Origin of the sequence: Rhizorhabdus wittichii (assembly GCF_017607425.1) — a bacterium.
Taxonomy (GTDB): domain Bacteria; phylum Pseudomonadota; class Alphaproteobacteria; order Sphingomonadales; family Sphingomonadaceae; genus Rhizorhabdus; species Rhizorhabdus wittichii.
Genome location: NZ_CP059319.1, coordinates 5,374,957 through 5,395,349, shown reverse-complemented (window position 1 = coordinate 5,395,349; position 20,393 = coordinate 5,374,957). Strand labels below are relative to the sequence as shown.

Sequence of the window (20,393 nt, the reverse complement as noted above, 5' to 3'; positions counted from 1 at the left end):
GGCATGTTCACGCCGAAGATACAATATATCATTGCCATTCGGACGGAGATTTTCTTCCGCTCAGCGCGCGAGGCGGTAGCCGACCCCCGGATCGTTGACGATCAGCGACGGCCGCGCCGCATCCTCCTCCAGCTTCTGCCGCAGGTTGCGAACGACGACGCGCAGATATTCGATGTCCTTCTCGTGCGCGGGGCCCCAGATCGTCCGCAGCAGCTGGCCATGGGTCAGCACCCGGCCGGGATGGGCGGCCAGTTCGGCGAGCAGCGCGAACTCCTTGCGGGTCAGGTGGACCTCCTCCCCGCTCCGCTCGACCCGGCGCGCGGCGAGGTCGATCATGATCTCCCCGGCGCTCAGCCGCTCCTCCCCGCGCCGCCCGGCATGGCGCGCGGCGGTGCGCAGCCGGGCGAGCAGTTCCTCGCTGTCGAACGGCTTGGTGACATAATCGTCGGCGCCGAGGTCGAGCGCGGCGACCTTCTCGTCGGTCGCGTCGCGCGCCGACAGGATGATCAGCGCGGGATCGCCGTCGGTCTTGAGCAGCGGGATCAGCTCGATCCCGTCGCGGTCGGGCAGGCCGAGGTCGAGCAGGATCGCCGCCGGCCGCTCCGTCCGGGCGAGGCGCAGCGCCGATGCGGCGTCGCCGGCCTCGGCCACCTCATGCCCCGCCCGCTTGAGCGCGACGCCGAGCAGGCGGCGGATCTGCGGCTCGTCGTCGACGATCAGGACCTTCATGCCAGCGCCTCCGGATCGATCCGGACGACCAGCCGGTCGGGCCAGGACAGGGTGAAGCGCGCGCCCTGCGGATCGGCGCAGCGCTCCGCCCGGATGTCGACCTCCATCGCCGCGGCGAAGTCGCGCGCGATGGCGAGGCCGAGGCCGGTGCCGCCCCGCGCGCGGTCCGATCCGTCGAAGCGGGTGAAGGTCTCGAACACCGCCGTCTCTTTGCCTTCGGGCAGCCCCGGCCCCTCGTCGCGGATCGCCAGCGACAGGCCGTCGGGCCCGCGCCGCGCGCCGATCCGCAGCGGCGTGCCGGAATGGGCGTAGCGGCCGGCATTGTCGAGCAGGTTGATCAGGACATGGTGGAGCAGCTGCGGGTCGGCGCGGACCATCGGCAGCTCGGGCGGGATGTCGAGCAGGATATCGTGCCCGTCGAGCGTCTTGCGCACGGCATGGACCGCGCTCGCCACCGCATCGGTCAGGTCGATCGGCTCGATCGCCAGGGTGATCGCCCCGGCCTGCGCGCGCGCCATGTCGAGCAGGTTGCCGACGAAGCGGTCGAGCCGCTCCACCTCGCCGTCGAGCGCGTCGACGATCGCCGCATCCGTCGGGGCGAGCGCCGATTGCCCGAGCTCGCCGATCGCCGAGCGGATCGTCGTCAGCGGCGTGCGCAGGTCGTGCCCGACCGAGGAGAGCAAGGCGGCGCGGAGCCGGTCGCGGCTGCGCACCACGTCGAGCTCGCGCATCGCCTCGGCGAGCTGCATCCGGTCCATCGCCAGCGCCGATTGATGGGCGAGGCTGAGCAGCAGCGGCAGCTCGTCGGAGCGGATCGCCGCGCCATCCGGATCGACATGCGCGACCGCCAGCGCGGCGAGGGTCCGGTCGCCCTTGGCGATCGGCTGGAACAGCCAGTCCGACGCGGTCAGCGTGTCGGAGCCGCGCCCGGCGGGCTTGCCCTTCTCCAGCGTCCAGTTGGCGGCGGCGAGGTCAAGCTGGTCCGGCTCATGCCCGGTCGGGACCGCCGCGACCAGCGCCGCGCCGGCCGGCGACGGCATGAACAGCATGGCGTTGACGTTGAACAGCCGGGCGATCTCCCCGCAGATCGCCTGGGCCAGCTCGTCGGGATTGGCGGCGTCGGCAATGCGCTGCGCGAAGCCGGCGAGCGCCGCGTTCTGCCGCGCCGAGCGGTTGGCGAGCTCGGCCTGCGCCCGCATCCGCGCGGCGAGCTGGCTCGTCACCACCGCCACGATCAGCAGCACGAAGAAGGCGATCACGTTCTCGGGATTGCTGATCGACAGCGTGTAGAGCGGCGGCAGCAGGAAGAAGTTGTAGGCGAGCGCCGAGACCAGCCCCGCGAACAGCCCCGGCCGCAGCCCGAAGCGCCCCGCCGCCGCGAGCACCGGCAGCAGGAACAGCATCGCGACATTGTTGAGGTCGAGCAGCTGGCGCAGCCCGACCGCGCTGGCGACCGTCGCCGCGACCATCGCCAGCGACCAGAGGAAGGGACGCGCCTCCAGTCCCTCGCGCCAGGTCCGCCGCGCCGCCAGCCCCGCCCCGGCCTGCCCCGCGATGGGCAGGACATGGACGGCGACCCCTTCGGCGCTGCGCACGATCCGGTCGACCACCGATCCGTGGCGCAGCTCGAACCACCAGCTGCGCGACGACTTGCCGAGCACCAACTGGGTCGCGCGATAGTCGCGCGCATAGCCGGCGAGCCCGCTCACCACGTCGGTCGCCGGCACCGATGCCGTCCCGCCGCCGAGCTGCGCGGCGAGCGCCAGGGTGCGCGCCAGCCGCTCGCGCTCGGCCGCGCCGAAGCCCGACGAGCGGCCGGTCTCGACATGGATCGCGGTCCAGGGCGCGCGCAGCGCGTCGGCCAGCCGCTTGGCGGCGCGGACCAGGGCCTCGGCCTCGGGCCGCTCGCTGACCGCGACCAGCACCCGATCGCCGCCCGCGAAGGTGCCGCCCAGCGCATGGGCGCGCAGATGATCGAGCATCTGCGCATCGACCGCCTGCGCCGCGCGCCGCAAGGCCAGTTCGCGCAGCGCCGACAGGTTCGACTTGGAGAAGAAATGGCTGAGCGCCCGGCTCGCCTCCTCGGGCACATAGACCTTGCCGTCCTTCAGCCGCTCGATCAGCTCGTCGGGCGGGATATCGACGATCTCGATCTCGGCCTGCTCGAGGACGTGATCGGGCACCGTCTCGCGCACCCGGACGCGGGTGAAGGAGGCGACGACGTCGTTGAGGCTCTCGACATGCTGGATATTGATCGTCGAATAGACGTCGATCCCGGCGGCCAGCAATTCCTCGACGTCCTGCCAGCGCTTGGGGTGGCGCGATCCGGGGGCGTTGCTGTGGGCGAGCTCGTCGACCAGCACGAGCTGCGGCGCGCGGGCGAGGATCGCGTCGATGTCCATCTCGCTGAGCGGGCGGCCATGATGCTCGGACACGCGGCGCGGGATGATCTCGAACGGCCGGGTCAGCGCCTCGGTCTCGCGGCGGCCATGCGTCTCGACGACGCCGACGACGACGTCCTCGCCCTCGCGCAGCCGCGCCGCGCCCTCGGACAGCATCTCATAGGTCTTGCCGACCCCCGGCGCCGCGCCGAGGAACAGCTTCAGACGGCCGCGCGCCTCCCGCGCGGCGGCGCGCAGGAGGGCGTCGGGATCGGCTCTGGCAGGTTCGGACGGGTGGATCAGTCGCTCCTCTGGCCATCGAGCCGACGGTTGAGCGCGAGGACGTTGACCCGCGCATCGCCGATGAAGCCTAGCACAGGCCCCCGCGTTTCGGAGGCGATAATCCGCCGCACCGCCGCCGGCGCGATGCCCCGCGCCCTGGCGATCCGGCCGACCTGCCATTCGGCCGCCGCGGGGCTGATGTCGGGATCGAGCCCCGATCCGGAGGCGGTGGCGAGGTCGGCGGGCACCGCTCCGGTACCGAGCGCGGCGACGTCGGCCTTCACCCGGTCGGCCAGCGCCCGCGAGGTCGGGCCGAGGTTCGATCCCGAGGAGGCGAGCCCGTCATAGCCCTTCCCCGCCGCCGATGGCCGGCCGTGGAAATAGCGGTTGGCGGCGAAGGTCTGGCCGATCAGCTCCGACCCGACGACCCGCCCCCGCTCGACCACCAGGCTGCCATTGGCCTGATGCGGGAAGACCGCCTGGCCGACGCCGAGCAGCGCGAAGGGATAGGCCAGTCCGAGCAGCAGCGCGAAGAGCAGCCCCATGACGATCGCGGGGCGGAGGCCGGTGAGAATGTCCTGTGTCATGATCAATCTCTCATTCGTCATGCTGAACTTGTTTCAGCATCCACCGGGAGGCAGGCTCCTGCCTTGCCGGTTCCTGTTGCGAAGTCCCGTTCTCCCACCCGTCCAGCCTGAGCGGCCGGGTGGATGCTGAAACAAGTTCAGCATGACGGGTCGAGATGCGGGCGACCTCACGCCAGCCCCAGCCCGCCGACCGCGAGGTCGATCAGCTTGATGCCGACGAACGGGGCGATCAGCCCGCCGACGCCGTATATCCCCAGGTTGCGGGCGAGCAGCGGCCCCGCGCCGATCGGCCGATAGCGGACGCCCTTGAGCGCCAGCGGAACGAGGCAAGGGATGATCAGCGCGTTGAAGATGATCGCCGACAGGATCGCCGATTGCGGCGTGGTCAGCCCCATGACGTTGAGCACCGCCAGCCCCGGATAGAGCACCGCGAATATCGCCGGGATGATCGCGAAATATTTGGCGACGTCGTTGGCGACCGAGAAGGTGGTGAGGCTGCCGCGCGTCATCAGCAGCTGCTTGCCGAGGCCGACGATCTCGATCAGCTTGGTCGGATCGCTGTCGAGGTCGACCATGTTGCCCGCCTCGCGCGCCGCCTGGGTGCCGGTGTTCATCGCCACGCCGACATCGGCCTGCGCCAGCGCGGGCGCGTCGTTGGTGCCGTCGCCGCACATCGCCACCAGCTTGCCGCCCTGCTGCTCGCGCCGGATCAGCGCCAGCTTGTCCTCTGGCGTCGCCTGGGCGAGGAAATCGTCGACACCGGCCTCGGCCGCGATCGAGGCGGCGGTCAGCGGGTTGTCGCCGGTGATCATCACCGTCCGGATGCCCATGCGGCGCAGCTCGGCGAAGCGCTCGCGCACCCCGGCCTTGACCACGTCCTTGAGGTGGATCGCACCGAGCAGCCGGCCGTCGCGCGCCACCGCCAGCGGGGTGCCGCCGGCGCGGGCGATCTCGTCGGTGACGCGGCGCAGCTCGGCCGCCGCGCCGGTCTCGCCCAGCCCCGGATGGGCGCGCAGGATCGAATCGACCGCGCCCTTCTGGATCAGGCTGCCCCCCGCGCGGACCCCCGACAGGCGGGTCTGTGCGGTGAAGGGGATGATCTCGGCATCGGTCGGCAGCTCGGCCGTCGCGACATGATGCCGCTCCCGCGCGAAGGCGACGATCGAGCGGCCCTCGGGGGTCTCGTCGGCAAGGCTGGCGAGCAGCGCGGCCTCGGCCAGCGCCTCCGCCGAGGCGCCGCCGATCGCGCGGAAGTCGGTCGCCTGGCGGTCGCCGATCGTGATCGTGCCGGTCTTGTCGAGCAGCAGCGTGTCAATGTCGCCCGCCGCCTCGACCGCGCGGCCCGACTTGGCGAGGACGTTGAAGCGCACCAGCCGGTCCATCCCCGCGATGCCGATCGCCGACAGCAACGCCGCGATCGTCGTCGGGATCAGGGTGATCAGCAGCGCGGCGAGCATCGCCATCGGCACCGATCCGCCGGCATAGGCGGCGAACCCCGGTATGGTCGCGACCGCGATCAGGAAGATGATCGTCAACCCGACGAGCAGGATGGTCAGCGCGATCTCGTTCGGGGTCTTCTGGCGCTGCGCGCCCTCGACCAGCGCGATCATCCGGTCGAGGAAGCCCTGCCCCGGCTGCGCGGTGACGCGGACCTTGATCCGGTCGGAGATGACGCGGGTGCCCGCCGTCACCGCCGATCGGTCGCCGCCCGCCTCGCGGATCACCGGCGCGCTTTCGCCGGTGATCGCGGCCTCGTTGACCGATGCGACGCCCTCGATCACCTCGCCGTCGCCGGGGATCAGGTCGCCGGTCTCGACCAGCACGATCTCGCCGGGCTCCAGCCAGCCGGCGGGGACCAGTTCCCAGGTCTCGCCGACGCCCAGCATCCGCTTCGCCTTGAGCTCGGCCTTGGTGGCGCGCAGCGATTCCGCCTGCGCCCGGCCGCGCCCCTCGGCGATCGCCTCGGCGAAGGTGCCGAACAGCACGGTCAGCCACAACCAGGCGATGAGCTGCGCCTCGAACCCCCGGCCCAGGCCGCTGTCGCCGACGGCGAGCAGCAGGGTCAGCAGCGTCGCGACGACCGCCGTGGTGAACATCACCGGGTTGCGGACCAACTCGCGCGGGTCGAGCTTGCGGAAGGCGTTACCGATCGCGGGGATCATCAGATCGGCGGTGAACAGGGATTGGGAACGCGCCATGGGGCGAGCCTTTCGGATCAGAAGAGCTGGCCGCGGATCATCGCGAGATGATCGGCGATCGGGCCGAGCGCGAGGCTGGGCAGGAAGGTCAGGCCGCCGACGATCAGGACGATGCCGACGAGCAGGCCGATCCACAACGGCCCCGTGGTGGGGAAGGAACCGGCGCCGGCCGGGACATATTTCTTGGCGGCGAGCGACCCGGCGATCGCGAGCATCGGGATGATCACGAAGAAGCGGCCGATCCACATCGCGACGCCGAGCAGCCCGTCATACCAGGGGGTGGCGGCGGTCAGGCCGGCGAAGGCCGAACCGTTGTTCGCGACGCCGCTGGTGAAGGCGTAGAGGATCTCCGAGAAGCCGTGCGGCCCCTTGGCGAGCGGCCCGGCGAGGCCGGCGGGCGTCACCGCGCTCAGGGCGGTGAAACCGAGGATGACGAGCGGCAGCACCGCGATCGCCAGCACCGCGAGCTTCACCTCGCGCGCCTCGATCTTCTTGCCGACATATTCGGGGCTGCGGCCGACCATCAGTCCGGCGACGAACACCGCCAGGATCGCGAACAGCAGGAAGCCGTAGACCCCCGCGCCGACGCCGCCGACGACGACCTCGCCGAGCTGCATGTTGATCAGCGGGATCATCCCGCCCAGCGCCGTGAAGCTGTCGTGCATCGCGTTGACCGCGCCGCACGAGGCGGCGGTGGTGACGGCGGCGTAGAGCGCCGAGCCGGCGATGCCGAAGCGGACCTCCTTGCCCTCCATGTTGCCGCCGGGGACGCCGAGGCCGTGGAGCACCGGGTTGCCGGTCGCCTCCTGCCAGTAGACGACGCTCGCGCCGATCAGGAACAGGACCAGCATCGCGGCGAGGATCGCCCAGCCCTGGCGCGGATTGCCGACCGCCTTGCCGAAGGTCCAGGTCAGCCCGACCGCGATCAGGAAGATCGACAGCATCTGGAACAGGTTGGTCAGCGCGGTCGGATTCTCGAAGGGGTGCGCCGAGTTGGCGTTGAAGAAGCCGCCGCCATTGGTGCCGAGCAGCTTGATCGCCTCCTGGCTGGCGACCGGGCCCAGCGCGATCGACTGGCGCGCGCCCTCGACCGTGGTGGCGTCGACCGATCCGGCGAGCGTCTGCGGCACCCCGTTGGCGATCAGGAAGACCGCGAACAGGATCGAGAGCGGCAGCAGCAGATAGAGGGTGATGCGGGTGACATCGGCCCAGAAATTGCCGATCGTCCCCGCCTCGCGCCACGCGAAGCCGCGGAACAGCGCGAAGGCGAGCGCGATGCCGGTGGCGGCGCTGGTGAAATTATGGACGGTGAGCGCGACCATCTGGCTGAGCTGGCTCATCGTCGCCTCGCCGGCATAGCTCTGCCAGTTGGTGTTGGTGGTGAAGCTGACCGCCGTGTTGAACGCCAGGTCGGGCGCGACATTGGGCAGGCCGCGCGGGTTGAACGGCAACCAGGCCTGGGTGCGCAGGATGACGTAGGTCAGCAGCAGCAGGCCCAGGTTGAACAGGATCATGTGGACCGCATAGCGGCGCCAGCCCTGCTCGGCGGCCGGGTCGACGCCCGACAGGCGGTAGAAGCCGGTCTCCACCGGCCCGAGGAGCCGGTGGAGTGGCGTGCGCCGGCCTTCGTAGAGCGCGAACATCCACGCGCCCATCGGTTTGGCCAGCAAGAGGAGGATGGCGATGAAGACGAGGATCAGCGCCCAGCCGGCAAGGCTCATGGCTTCACTCCTTCACAATCAGAAACGTTCGGGACGCGCCAGCACGGCGACGAGGTAGAGGAGCAGGCCCAGCGCGGTGGCGGCCCCTAGCCAGAGATCGATGCCCATGATCGTCAGGCCCGGCCGGCAAGGCCGGCATAGCAAAGGCTGGCGGCGGTCAATCCCGCAACCAGAGCGATCCACAAGACGTCCTGCATCATGACCTCCGAACCGATTGTTCGGAGGCTCAGCTAGGCGTCGGGGCCGTTAGGCCGCCACGGGCAAATGCCGCGGCGCGCATAAGGAAAGCATAAGGAAAGCATAAGGAAAGGCGCCGCAGGCCCGGCGCCCGTCCCGTCAGGCGGCGAATTCGTCCGGTCCGACCGCGTAGAGGATGTCGGCGGGCGCCATCGCCGCGGCGATCAGTCCCATCGCCTCAGGCACGACCTGCTCGACATAGAAGCGCGCGGCGGTCCGCTTCATCGCCAGGAAGGCGCCGTCGCCGTTCGCGGCGATCCGGCCCTGCCGTTCCATCAGCCAGCCGGCGACGGCGGTCGAGAGCATGGTGAGGAAGGGATAGCTCGCCGCCAGCCGGTCGTCGACGTCCGCCGCCGCCAAATGCGCGGCGACCCGCTCGCAGGCGTCGATCAGGGCGCGCAGGCCCGCATCCTCGGCCTCGGCGCGCATGTCGGCAATCAGCCGGGCGAGCGTCCCGCCGCCTTCGAGGCCGAGCTTGCGGCCGACGAGGTCGGCCGCCTGGATGCCGTTGGTGCCCTCGTAGATCGTGGTGATGCGGACATCGCGGAAGAACTGGGCGGCGCCGGTCTCCTCGATATAGCCCATGCCGCCATGGACCTGGATGCCGAGATTCGCGACCTCGCAGCCGAGATCGGTGCCATAGGCCTTGGCGAGCGGGGTCAGCAGTTCGAGCCGGGCCTGCGCCGCCTTGTCGCCCAGGGTCGCGCGGTCGACCATGCCGGCCGAATAATAGAGCAGCGCGCGGGCCGCCTGGGTCAGCGCCTTCATCCGCAGCAGCATGCGGCGGACGTCGGGATGCTCGATGATCGCGACCGGCGCCGGGCTGCCCGATCCGGCGCGCGCCGACTGGATGCGCTCGCGCGCATAGGCGACCGCCTTCTGGGTCGCGGCCTCGGCCGCCTGGACGCCCTGCAGGCCGACGTTGAGGCGGGCGTTGTTCATCATCGTGAACATCGCGCGCATCCCGCCGAACTCGGGCCCGATCAGCTCGCCGACGCATTCGCCACGGTCGCCGAAGGAGAGGACGCAGGTCGGCGACCCGTGCAACCCCATCTTGTGCTCGATCGACACGGTGCGGACATCGTTCTCCGCGCCCGGCGATCCGTCGGCGTTGACGCGATATTTGGGGACGAGGAACAGCGAGATGCCCTTGGTGCCGGCCGGGCCGTCGGGGGTGCGGGCGAGGACGAGGTGGACGATGTTGTCGGCCAGGTCGTGGTCGCCGAACGAGATGAAGATCTTGGTGCCGCTGATCGACCAGGTCCCGTCGCCGCGCGGGGTCGCCTTCGCGCGCAGCGCGCCGACGTCCGATCCGGCCTGTGGCTCGGTCAGGTTCATCGTCCCGGTCCATTCGCCGCTGACCAGCTTGGGCAGATAGAGCGCCTGTTGCGCCTCCGACCCGTGATGGACCAGCGCCTCGATCGCGCCGACCGACAGCAGCGGGCAGAGGGTGAAGGCCATGTTGGCGGTGCCGAGCGTCTCCAGCACCACCGACGCCAGCGCATAGGGCAGCCCCTGCCCGCCATGGGCCTCGGGCGCGCTGATCGTGCCCCAGCCCGCCTCGACATAGGCCTTGTAGGCGGCGGCGAAGCCCTCCGGCATGACCACGCCCTCGGGCGTCCACTTCGCGCCGACCTGATCGCTGACGCGCGCCAACGGCGCCCATTCGCCCTCGGCGAAGCTCCCCACCCCTTCGATCACCGCATCGACCAGGTCGGGCGTCGCCGCCGCGAAACGATCGGTCGCGCCCAACTCGGCCAGACGCGTGACATGTTCGAGCACGAAGCGCTGTTCATCGAGAGGGGGCGTGAACATCGACGGGGCCTTTCATCCTGCATCCATGCCGGCGCCTTGGGGCGCTTCCGGCCTTGCACCGCCTAGCCGACCCACCGGTGGAGTCAATTATTTTTGATCATTCATACCAGTTTTTGACCGGTCAGCGCCGCAAGGTCCTCCGGCCGGTTGACGTTGGGCAGGTCGATGCCCTCGATCATCTCGGCGCCTGCCTCCGCCGCCCAGGCGCGGATCGCATGCTTGCGGTCCTCGGCCAGGAAGGCGTCGAGCCGATCGGCCAGCGCCGCCGGCCAGCGGCCGATCACCGGCAGGCTCGACAGGCAGGCCGCCCCCGGTGCCGCGACGAGCCGGTCGATCAGCGCATCGGGCAGCAGCGGCGTGTCGCATCCGATCGTCAGCACCGCGTCGAAGCCGTTCGCGCGCGCATGGCGGAGCGCGGCGTCGATCCCGCCGAGCGGCCCCATGTCGGGCGCGGGTCGATCGGCGAGCATGGTCAGCCCGCCATGCTCGCGGCCGCAGACCACCAGCGTCGCGACATGCGGGCGCAGCGCATCGGCGGCATGGTCGATCAGCGGCCTGCCCCGCCAGCGCGCCAGGGCCTTGTCCGATGCGAAGCGGCTCGACCGGCCGCCCGCGATCAGCGCCCCGAGCAGGCGGGTCACGGCACCACCAGCATCGCGTCGGGCCGGGCGAGCGCGACCAGCCGCACCCCCGCCTCGCGCGCCCGGTCGACCGCGAGGCCGGTCGGGGCCGAGACGGTGACGAGCGTCGGACAGCCCGCCAGCGCCGCCTTCTCGACCAGCTCATAGGAACAGCGCGAGCTCAGCAGGGCGAAGCCGCCGTCCCAGTCGAGCCCTTGGCGCAGCATCGCGCCGATCAGCTTGTCGAAGGCGTTGTGGCGGCCGACATCCTCGCGCGCCAGCCGGATCGTCCCGTCGCGGCCGCACAAGGCGGCGGCATGGACCCCGCCGGTCGCGGCGTTGAGCGGCTGGTGCGCCGACAGGCCGGACAGTGCGGCGAAGATCGCCGCGTCGGCGGGCGGCGACCCCGCGTCGACCGGCGGCAGCGCGCGGAGCGCCTGTTCGAGATTCTCGATCCCGCACAGCCCGCAGGAGGAATCGGACACGCGGTGGCGGACCCGTTCGGTGACAAGCGCCAGCCGCTCGTCGGCGAGGGTGATGCGCAGCAGCATGCCGCGCTCGGCGCGATGCGTGTCGACGTCGACGATCTGGCCGGCGGCGTCGATCAGCCGCTCGGCCCGGCTGAAGCCGAAGGCCAGGTCCTCCAGGTCGGTCGCGCTGGCCATCAGCACCGCATAGCCGAGGCCGTTATAGTCGATCGCGACCGGGGTCTCGTCGGCGACCGGCCGCTCGACCGGCTCGACCGTCCCGGCCGAGGATATGCGACGGAAGGACTGCCGGCGGACGGACGGCCCTTCGGCCATGTCAGCCCGCGTCCGCGAGGCCGGGCCCGATCCCCGCGCGCAGACGCGACAGCGCACCCGAGGCGACGGGGCTCAGCGTGCCGGCATGTTCCGCCATCAGCATCACGATCCGCGCCTTCATGCGCGGGTCCCAGAATTTGAGCAGATGATCCTCGGTGGCAGCCACGGCGTCGTCATGTCCCAGCGTCCCGAAATTGCGGGCGATCTGGTTCACCATATAGACGAGCTTCTCGTCGTTGGTCATCCCGCTCATTCGGCGGCCTCGACGAGGATGCGGCGGCTCTGCCGCGCCTGTTCGCTATAATCCTCCTGCCATTCGGAGGGGCCGTTGGACAGGCCGACCTGCACGGCCGTGACCTTGTACTCCGGACAGTTGGTCGCCCAGTCGGAATAGTCGGTGGTGATGACATTGGCCTGCGTCACCGGATGGTGGAAGGTGGTGTAGACCACGCCGGGCGCCACCCGCTCGGTCACCGAAGCGCGCAGCGTCGTCTCGCCCGCGCGGCTGCGCAGATAGACCCAGTCGCGATCCTTGATGCCGCGATTCTCGGCGTCGAGCGGGTGTATCTCCAGCAGATCCTCGGGATGCCAGGCGACATTGGCGGTGCGCCGCGTCTGCGCGCCGACATTGTAATGGCTGAGGATGCGACCGGTGGTCAGCAGCAGCGGATAGCGCGGGCCGGTCTTCTCGTCGGTCGCGACATAGTCGGTGACCACGAACTTGCCCTTGCCGCGCGCGAAGCCGCCGATGTGCATCGTCGGCGTGCCGAGCGGGGCCTTCTCGTTGGCGGGCCACTGGATCGACCCATGCTCCGCGATCAGGTCGAAGCTGACTCCGGCGAAGCTCGGCGTAAGGCGGGCGATCTCGTCCATGATCTCGGACGGGTGGTCGTAGGTCCAGTCGAGCCCCATCGCCCTGGCGACGAGCTGGACGATCTCCCAGTCGGCATGGCCGTTGAGCGGCGCCATCACCTTGCGGACGAGCTGGATGCGGCGCTCGGCATTGGTGAAGGTCCCGTCCTTCTCCAGGAAGGTCGAGCCCGGCAGGAAGACATGGGCGTAGTTGGCGGTCTCGTTGAGGAACAGGTCCTGCACCACCACGCATTCCATCGCGGCGAGCCCGGCGGCGACATGGGTCGTGTTGGGATCGGACTGGAGGATGTCCTCGCCCTGGATGAAAAGGCCCTTGAAGACGCCGTCGGTCGCGGCGTCGAGCATGTTGTTGATCCGCAGGCCCGGCTCGGGATCGAGCGGCACGCCCCATGCCGTCTCGAACAGCGCCCGCGTCTCCGGGTCGGAGACGTGGCGATAGCCCGAATATTCGTGCGGGAAGCTGCCCATGTCGCACGAACCCTGGACATTATTCTGTCCGCGCAGCGGATTCACGCCCACGCCCTCGCGGCCGATATTGCCGGTCGCCATGGCGAGGTTGGCGATCGCCATCACCGTCGACGATCCCTGGCTGTGCTCGGTGACGCCGAGGCCGTAATAGATCGCGCCGTTGCCGCCGGTCGCATAGAGCCGGGCGGCGGCGCGCAGCTCGGCGGCCGGGACGCCGGTCAGCGCCTCGGTCGCCTCGGGCGAGCGATGCGGCTCGGCCACGAACGCCGCCCAGTCCTGATACTCGTCCCAGTCGCAACGCTCGCGGATATAGGCCTCGTCCGCCAGCCCTTCCTCGACGATGACATGCGCCATCGCGGTCAGCACCGCGACGTTGGTGCCCGGCTTGAGCGGCAGGTGATGATCGGCGGCGATGCGCGCGCTGCGCACCAGATCGGTGCGGCGCGGATCGACGACGATCAGCCGCGCGCCTTCCCGCAGCCGCCGTTTCATCCGGCTGGCGAAGACCGGGTGGCCGTCGGTCGGGTTGGCGCCGATCACCATGATCACGTCCGCCTGCTGGACGCTGTCGAAATCCTGGGTGCCGGCCGATGTGCCGAAGGTCGTCTTCAGCCCATAGCCGGTCGGCGAATGGCAGACCCGCGCGCAGGTATCGACATTGTTGTTGCCGAAGCCCTGCCGGATCAGCTTCTGGACGAGGAAGGTCTCCTCGTTCGTGCAGCGGCTGGAGGTGATGCCGCCGACCGAACGGGTGCCGTAGGTCGCCTGGATGCGGCGGAACTCGGACGCGACATGGGCGATCGCCTCGTCCCAGCCCACCTCGCGCCAGGGCTGGTCGACCGAGGCGCGGACCATCGGCTTCAGGATGCGCTCGCGGTGCTGGGCATAGCCCCAGGCGAAGCGGCCCTTGACGCAGCTATGCCCGCGATTGGCCTTGCCGTCCTTCCACGGCACCATCCGCACCAGCTCCTCGCCGCGCAGCTCGGCGCGGAAGGCGCAGCCGACCCCGCAATAGGCGCAGGTGGTGACGACGGCGCGGTCGGGGGTGCCCTTCTCGATCACCGACTTCTCGATCAGCGCCGAGGTCGGGCAGGCCTGGACACAGGCGCCGCAGCTCACGCATTCGGAGGAGAGGAAATCCTGATCCTGGCTGGCGGCGATGTGCGACTGGAAGCCGCGCCCGTCGACGGTCAGCGCCAGCGTCCCCTGCACCTCGTCGCAGGCGCGCACGCAGCGCGAGCAGACGATGCACTTGGTGCTGTCGAAGGTGAAATAGGGGTTGGACTCGTCCTTCTCGGCGACGAGGTGGTTCTCCCCCTCATAGCCGTAGCGCACCTCGCGCAGGCCGACCGCGCCGGCCATGTCCTGCAACTCGCAATCGCCATTGGCCGAGCAGGTCAGGCAGTCGAGCGGATGATCGGAGATGTAGAGCTCCATCACCCCGCGCCGCAGTTCCTGGAGCCTCGCGGTCTGGGTGCGGACCACCATGCCCGGCGCCACCGGCGTGGTGCAGGAGGCGGGGTAGCCCGCCCGCCCGTCGATCTCGACCAGGCAGAGCCGGCACGAGCCGAAGCTTTCGAGCATGTCGGTCGCGCACAGCTTGGGGATGGTCGTCCCCATCAGCGCCGCCGCGCGCATGATCGACGTGCCCTCGGGCACCTCGACCCGCTGGTCGTCGATGGTCAGCGCCACCATCGGGCCGGTCACCGGCACCGCCTTGGTGCCGAGGTCGATTTCGCCGATCCACGCCATGGGCCTACTCCGCCGCCGCCGGCATCGCCGACGCGTCACCAAAATCTTCCGGGAAATGGTTCAGCGCGCTCAGCACCGGATAGGGGGTGAAACCACCGAGCGCGCAGAGCGATCCATATTTCATCGTGTCGCACAGGTCGCGCAGCAGGGCGATCTCCTGCTCGACGCTCTTCTGCCGCGCCTTCGCGTTGCGCATCTGCGGCAGCGCCTCGACCCGGTCGCCGCCGCGCCCGCCGGCGATGATCCGGTCGATCGTCTCGACCCCACGGGTCGATCCGATCCGGCAGGGCGTGCATTTGCCGCAGCTCTCGACCGCGCAGAACTCCATCGCGAAGCGGGCCATCTGCGCCATGTCGACCGTGTCGTCGAACACGGTGATCCCGGCATGGCCGATCAGCGCGCCCGCCGCCGCGAAGGATTCATAGTCGAACGGCAGGTCGAACATCGACGGCGGGAGATAGGCGCCGAGCGGCCCGCCCACCTGCACCGCGCGCACCGGCCGGCCCGATGCGGTGCCGCCGCCGACCGTCTCGACCAGCTCGCCCAGGCTGATGCCGAAGCCGATCTCGAACAGGCCGCCGTTGCGGATATTGCCGGCGAGCTGCACCGGCATGGTGCCGCGCGAGCGTCCGAGGCCGACCGCCGCATAGGCCTCCGCCCCCTCGCTCAGGATGAACGGGACGGCGGCGAGGCTGAGCACGTTGTTGATCACGGTCGGCTGGCCGAACAGCCCCTCGATCGCGGGCAGCGGCGGCTTGGCGCGAACCTGTCCGCGCTTGCCCTCGATGCTGTCGAGCAGCGCGGTCTCCTCGCCGCAGACATAGGCTCCCGCCCCCACCCGCACCTCGAGCGTGAAGGGCGCGAGCAACGCCGCCGAGCGCTCGATCGCGCCCTGCATCGCCCGGATCGCGAAGGGATATTCGGAGCGGATATAGACATAGCCGTGATCGGCGCCGACCGCATGCGCCGCGATCGCCATGCCCTCGATCAGGCAATAGGGGTCGCCCTCCATCAGCATCCGGTCGGCGAAGGTGCCGCTGTCGCCCTCGTCGGCGTTGCAGACGACGAACTTCTCGGCGGGCCCGGCGTCGAGCACGGTCTGCCACTTGATGCCGGTCGGGAAGCCCGCCCCGCCCCGGCCGCGCAGGCCCGACGCCTTGATCGCGTCGACCACCGCCTGGGGGGCCATCGCCCGCGCCGCCTCCAGCCCGCGCCAGCCGCCGCTCGCCGCATAGGCGGCGAGGTCGAGCGGATCGTTGATCCCGCAGCGCGCGAAGGTGAAGCGCTGCTGCCGGGCGAAGAAGGGCAGCGCATCGACCGGGCCGAGCCGGCGCGGATGGTCGCCCGACAGGATCGCCGCGACGTCCTCCGGGCCGACCGGGCCATAGCCGATCCGCGCGTCGCCCTCCTGCACCTCGACCAGCGGCTCGATCGCGAACAGGCCGCGGCTACCGGTGCGGACGACGGTACAGCCGGCGCGGGCGAAGGCGTCGGCCAGCGCGTCGGCGCCGAGCGCAACCGAGGCCATGTCGGCGCTGATGAAGACCGTGGTCATGCCGCCACCGTCGCGGCGATCCGCTCGATCGCCGCCGCGTCGTCGATCCGCGCGACCGGCGCGCCGTCGACCAGCGCATTGGGCCCGATCGCGCAGAGGCCGAGGCAATAGACCGGTTCGAGCGTCACCTGCCCGTCGGCGCGGGTCTCGCCCATCGTCACGCGCAGCCGATCGGCCAGCGCCGCCTCGATCGCCACGCCGCCGCGCGAGCGGCAGCTTTCGGCCCGGCAATATTTGACGACGTGCCGGCCGGCCGGCGCCTTGCGGAAATCATGGTAGAAGCTGACGACGCCATGGACCTCGGCCCGGCTGAGGTTCATCGCGGCGGCGACGGCGGCGACCGTCTCCTCGCCGACGAAGCCCAGTTCCTCCTGCAGGTCGTGCAGCAAAGGCAGCAGCGCCCCGCGCCGTTCGCCCTGCGCGGCCAGGAGGCGGGCGACCATCGCCTCGACCGGCTCTCTTCTCTCCATCGTCATGGCCCGGATGTGATCCCGCCGCCCGGCCGGGTCAAATCACTAATCCCAATGATTGATAGAGGCTGTCTATCAAATCTTGAAGCCGTCGGGCAGCGCGACGGCGCGCGCGACCGCCAGCGCCGCCGCCGCGAGCGGCCCGACCGGATGGCGGTTGGGGACGATCACGCCGATCCGGCTGGCCGGGGCGGGATCGTCGAACGGCAGGATGCGGGCCCAGTTCATGCCGGGCAGCAGCGCCAGGTAGCTGTCGGGCATGATCGTCGCGAAGCCGCCCGCCTGCACCATCGCCAGCAGCGCGACATAGCTGTCGGCGGTGGCGCGCGGCCGGATGGCGAGGCCGCGCTCGGCGAGCCGCGTGTCGAGGATGCGGCGGTTCTGCATCCCCGGATGGAGCAGGCAGAGGTCGGAGCCGGCCGCCTCGGCCCAGCCGATCGACGTCCGCCCGTCGAAGTCGCCGCCGGCGCGGGCAAGGAAGATGTAGCGCTCCGCATAGAGCGGCGCGGCCAGCATGTCGGCGGGCGGCTCATGGTCGAGATAGGTGAGCCCGGCGTCGAGGTCGAAGGCGACGAGGCCCCGCTCGATCTCCCGCGAGGTGAGCGAGCGCACCGACAGGGTCGAGGCCGGATGCCCGGCGAGCAGCGCCCGCGCCAGATAGCCGGTCGCCGGCATCGCCGCCGGGATCACGCCCAGCCGGAACTCGCCCTGGATCGGGCCGTCGATCGCCTCCATCGCATGGGCCATGCCGTCATAGACGGCGATGAGCTGCTGCGCCCAGGGCAGCATCGCCTGCCCTTCGGGGCTGAGCCCGATATAGCGCCGCTCGCGCAGCACCAGCCGGTGGCCGAACTGCTCCTCCAGCGTGGCGATCCCGGCCGACAGCGTCGGCTGGGTGACGCCGCACGCCTCGGCCGCGCGGGCGAAATGCCCCTCGCGGGCCAAAGTGGTGAAATAGCGCAACAGGCGAAGCTGCATCGATGCTCCTTTCGATAGACGGGCCCTATCATGCCGCGCGGGCCGGCGCGACAGCCGAGGCCGGGCGGCGAGGCGAAACTTCGCTGGACAAAGGCTCCGCTGCGGCGGCAAACCATCGGCGGGGGGATCTTGCGATGCACGCAGGTCGGGGGACATCGGGGGAGCCGCGCGACAGCATGAGGCCGCCACCCGCCCGAGTCCGGCGATGACCGAGCTCAAGCCGATCGCCGGCCCCGGCGCGGGGGCCCGCGCCGCGCCGCCGCCGGGCGCCCGCGCGCTGTTCTGGCGGCTGGTCTGGCTCTACCAGGGCGGCTGCACCACCGCGATCGTCATCACCATGGCGCTGGTGCTGTTCGGGCTCGAGCTCGACCTGCGCCAATGGCTGATCCTGATCGGCATGACGCCGGTCGTCGTCGCCATCTACAACCTGTCCGACGTCTATCTGATCGTCCGCCACTATCGCCCGATCGACGCGGCGCTGCGCGCGCTCGACGCGGGCGCGCAGCCGCCGCAGCCGGTGATCGTGGCGGCGGTGGTCCGCGCACTCAACCTGCCCTTCTACTCGTTCATGCGCGTCACCTTCCTGCACGGTCCGATCGTCACGGTGATGGTGTGCATGGCGCTGCCCTTCGCCAACTGGGCATTCGACGCCGGCTATCAGGGCTGGCAGGTGCTGGTGTTCGCCGCGACCTGCCTGTTCTTCGCCTCCCCGACCCATGCGATCTTCGAATATTTCGGGGTGGCCCGAGCGCTGGTGCCGACGATCGTGCGGCTGTCGGAGCAGCTCGACGGCGGCCTGCCGCCCGAATATCAGCGGCAGCTCGTCGCGATCCGGCTCAAGAGCAAGCTGCTCTACCTGACGATCTTCGTCGCCGCGCTGCCGCTGATCTTCTTCGCCGCCTCGATCATCTTCAAGGTGCAGCGGATGTTCGTGCTGCAGGGGATCGATCCGACCCCGTCGATGATGCTGCCGCTCTATGTCTGGATCACCGGCGTCGTCTGCGTCTGCATGCTCGGATCGGTGATGATGGCGCTGCTGACCGCGCACGAAGTGTCGCGATCGGCGAGCCGGCTGATCGACAGCATGCGGCTGGTCGAGCGCGGCGACCTCGACGAGGTGAAGCTGGAGGTCGTCTCCACCGACGAATATGCCGACATCTTCCGCGGCTTCCAGCACATGCTGGAGGCGCTGCGCGAGGAGCAGCTCATCCTGGAGGTCAGCAACGACCTGGCGGGCGAGCTGAAGCTGGAGATATTGATCGCGCGGATCATGCGGACGACGACCGAGTTGCTCAACGCCGAGCGGTCGACCCTGTTCGTCTACGACCGCAAGACCGACGAGCTGTTCTCGCTGTTCGCCGAGGGCGACCTGGTCCGCGAGATCCGCCTGCCGTCGAACCGCGGCATCGCCGGCGCGGTGTTCACCAGCGGCGTCGCGGAGACGATCACCGATCCCTATGCCGACCCGCGCTTCAACCCGGAGGTCGACCGCGCGACCGGCTTCGTCACCCGATCGATCCTGTGCCAGCCGATCTTCGACAAGCATGGCGGCCGGATCGGCGTGACCCAGGTGCTCAACAAGCGCGACGCGGCGGCCTTCACCGCCAAGGACGAGGCGCGGCTGCGCGCCTTCTCCGCGCAGATCGCGGTGTGCCTGGAGAATGCGCGGCTGTTCGACGACGTGCTCTACATGAAGAACTATAACGAGGCGATCCTCAAGAGCACCTCCAACGCCGTGATCACTTTCGACGAGGACCGGCGGATCGTCACCAGCAACGAGGCGGCCCGCCGGCTGATGGACGCGCCCGACGGGCTGATCGGCGCCAGCGCGCGCGACGCCTTCACCGGCAGCAACGACTGGATCGCCGAGCGGCTGGAACGCACCGACCGCGACCGGGAGGCCTATCTGGCGGTCGATGCCGAGCTGATCGGCCGCGACGGCAAGGCCGCCTCGATCAACCTCACCGCCGCGCCGCTGGTCGACGCCAACGACGCGGTGATCGGGTCGATGCTGGTGATGGAGGACATCACCAGCGAGAAGCGCGTCCGGTCGACCATGGCGCGCTACATGTCGAAGGAGGTCGCCGACCAGCTATTGGAAGCCGGCGAGAGCGAGCTGACCGGCAAGGACCAGACCGTGTCGATCCTGTTCTCCGACGTGCGCGGCTTCACGACGATCGCCGAGAAGATCGGCGCGCGCGAGACGGTGACGATGCTCAACAGCTATTTCACCGAGATGGTCGACGTGATCTTCGCCCATAAGGGCATCCTCGACAAATATATCGGCGACGCGATCATGGCGCTGTTCGGCGCGCCCTTCGCCGGACCCAACGACGCCGACAACGCGGTGGCGACGGCGAACCAGATGCTGGTCGAACTCGCCGCGCTCAACGCAAAGCGCTCGGCGATGGGAGAAAAGCCGATCGACATCGGGCTGGGCATCAGCACCGGCGACGTGATCGTCGGCAATATCGGCTCGATCAAGCGCATGGAATATACGGTGATCGGCGACAGCGTGAACCTCGCCTCGCGGCTCGAAGGCGCCAACAAGGCCTATGGCTCGAAGATCCTCTTCTCCGAATTCACCCATGCCCGGCTCGCCGATCCCAGGCTGGTGCGCGAGATCGACCTGATCCGGGTGAAGGGCAAGGACTTCCCGGTCGGCGTCCATGAATCGCTCGGCTATCGCGCGGCGGAGATCGACCGCGGGCTCGGCGCGATGCTGGAGCATTACGAAGCGGGCTTCGCCGCCTATCGCGCCATGGCCTGGGACGATGCCGAGCAGGCCTTCCTCGCAGCCCTCCGGGCGATGCCGGGCGACGGCCCCTCGGCCATGTATGTCGAGCGCTGCCGCGCCTTCGCCAAGTCGCCCCCGCCCGCCGACTGGGACGGGGTCTGGACGCTCACCTCCAAATAGGCGCGGC

The 20,393-nt window shown here is 70.0% G+C and carries 15 protein-coding genes; 1 reads left to right on the top strand and 14 read right to left on the bottom strand.

Going from position 1 to position 20,393, the window contains the following annotated elements; translation table 11 throughout:
- Nucleotides 1-60: 60 nt before the first annotated feature.
- From HRJ34_RS25620 to HRJ34_RS25555, 14 genes are all read right to left on the bottom strand, one after another.
- Nucleotides 61-729, bottom strand: a complete 669-nt coding sequence (locus HRJ34_RS25620) for a response regulator transcription factor (protein ID WP_029994812.1) — start codon at nucleotides 727-729, stop codon at nucleotides 61-63.
- Nucleotides 726-3,413: a sensor histidine kinase gene (locus tag HRJ34_RS25615; protein ID WP_208634426.1), complete on the bottom strand. Its 2,688-nt coding sequence runs from the start codon at nucleotides 3,411-3,413 to the stop codon at nucleotides 726-728. The genes HRJ34_RS25620 and HRJ34_RS25615 overlap by 4 nt, the downstream gene beginning before the upstream one ends.
- Nucleotides 3,410-3,979, bottom strand: a complete 570-nt coding sequence (gene kdpC / locus HRJ34_RS25610; protein WP_226948951.1) for a potassium-transporting ATPase subunit KdpC — start codon at nucleotides 3,977-3,979, stop codon at nucleotides 3,410-3,412. The genes HRJ34_RS25615 and kdpC overlap by 4 nt, the downstream gene beginning before the upstream one ends.
- A gap of 167 nt (nucleotides 3,980-4,146) precedes the next feature.
- Nucleotides 4,147-6,177: a potassium-transporting ATPase subunit KdpB gene (kdpB, locus tag HRJ34_RS25605; protein WP_208632832.1), complete on the bottom strand. Its 2,031-nt coding sequence runs from the start codon at nucleotides 6,175-6,177 to the stop codon at nucleotides 4,147-4,149.
- A gap of 17 nt (nucleotides 6,178-6,194) precedes the next feature.
- Nucleotides 6,195-7,898: a potassium-transporting ATPase subunit KdpA gene (gene kdpA, locus HRJ34_RS25600; protein WP_208632831.1), complete on the bottom strand. Its 1,704-nt coding sequence runs from the start codon at nucleotides 7,896-7,898 to the stop codon at nucleotides 6,195-6,197.
- 18 nt (nucleotides 7,899-7,916) lie between these two features.
- On the bottom strand, nucleotides 7,917-8,006 hold the full coding sequence (gene kdpF, locus HRJ34_RS25595; protein ID WP_016746708.1) for a K(+)-transporting ATPase subunit F: 90 nt from the start codon (nucleotides 8,004-8,006) through the stop codon (nucleotides 7,917-7,919).
- A 228-nt stretch (nucleotides 8,007-8,234) separates the two neighbouring features.
- A complete protein-coding gene (locus tag HRJ34_RS25590) occupies nucleotides 8,235-9,950 on the bottom strand; it encodes an acyl-CoA dehydrogenase (protein WP_208632830.1) in 1,716 nt (571 codons plus the stop codon).
- A 101-nt stretch (nucleotides 9,951-10,051) separates the two neighbouring features.
- Entirely contained in the window at nucleotides 10,052-10,591 is a 540-nt protein-coding gene (locus HRJ34_RS25585; RefSeq protein WP_208632829.1) for a molybdenum cofactor guanylyltransferase, read from the bottom strand.
- Entirely contained in the window at nucleotides 10,588-11,373 is a 786-nt protein-coding gene (gene fdhD, locus HRJ34_RS25580; RefSeq protein ID WP_208632828.1) for a formate dehydrogenase accessory sulfurtransferase FdhD, read from the bottom strand. The genes HRJ34_RS25585 and fdhD overlap by 4 nt, the downstream gene beginning before the upstream one ends.
- A gap of 1 nt (nucleotide 11,374) precedes the next feature.
- Nucleotides 11,375-11,626, bottom strand: a complete 252-nt coding sequence (locus HRJ34_RS25575; RefSeq protein WP_011952314.1) for a formate dehydrogenase subunit delta — start codon at nucleotides 11,624-11,626, stop codon at nucleotides 11,375-11,377.
- On the bottom strand, nucleotides 11,623-14,466 hold the full coding sequence (gene fdhF / locus HRJ34_RS25570; RefSeq protein WP_030092713.1) for a formate dehydrogenase subunit alpha: 2,844 nt from the start codon (nucleotides 14,464-14,466) through the stop codon (nucleotides 11,623-11,625). Before fdhF ends, HRJ34_RS25575 begins: the two co-directional genes overlap by 4 nt.
- A gap of 4 nt (nucleotides 14,467-14,470) precedes the next feature.
- On the bottom strand, nucleotides 14,471-16,021 hold the full coding sequence (locus tag HRJ34_RS25565) for an NADH-ubiquinone oxidoreductase-F iron-sulfur binding region domain-containing protein (RefSeq protein WP_208632827.1): 1,551 nt from the start codon (nucleotides 16,019-16,021) through the stop codon (nucleotides 14,471-14,473).
- The gene (locus HRJ34_RS25560) at nucleotides 16,018-16,497 is read right to left on the bottom strand and encodes an NAD(P)H-dependent oxidoreductase subunit E (RefSeq protein ID WP_016746715.1); all 480 of its coding nucleotides are present in this window, start codon (nucleotides 16,495-16,497) and stop codon (nucleotides 16,018-16,020) included. Before HRJ34_RS25560 ends, HRJ34_RS25565 begins: the two co-directional genes overlap by 4 nt.
- A 69-nt stretch (nucleotides 16,498-16,566) precedes the next feature.
- Nucleotides 16,567-17,469 (bottom strand): LysR family transcriptional regulator, encoded by a 903-nt coding sequence (locus HRJ34_RS25555; protein WP_016746716.1) that lies wholly within the window; start codon nucleotides 17,467-17,469, stop codon nucleotides 16,567-16,569.
- Between the two features lie 205 nt (nucleotides 17,470-17,674).
- Between HRJ34_RS25555 and HRJ34_RS25550 the strand changes: the two genes are divergently transcribed.
- The gene (locus HRJ34_RS25550) at nucleotides 17,675-20,386 is read left to right on the top strand and encodes an adenylate/guanylate cyclase domain-containing protein (protein WP_208632826.1); all 2,712 of its coding nucleotides are present in this window, start codon (nucleotides 17,675-17,677) and stop codon (nucleotides 20,384-20,386) included.
- The last annotated feature ends 7 nt before the right edge of the window (nucleotides 20,387-20,393 follow it).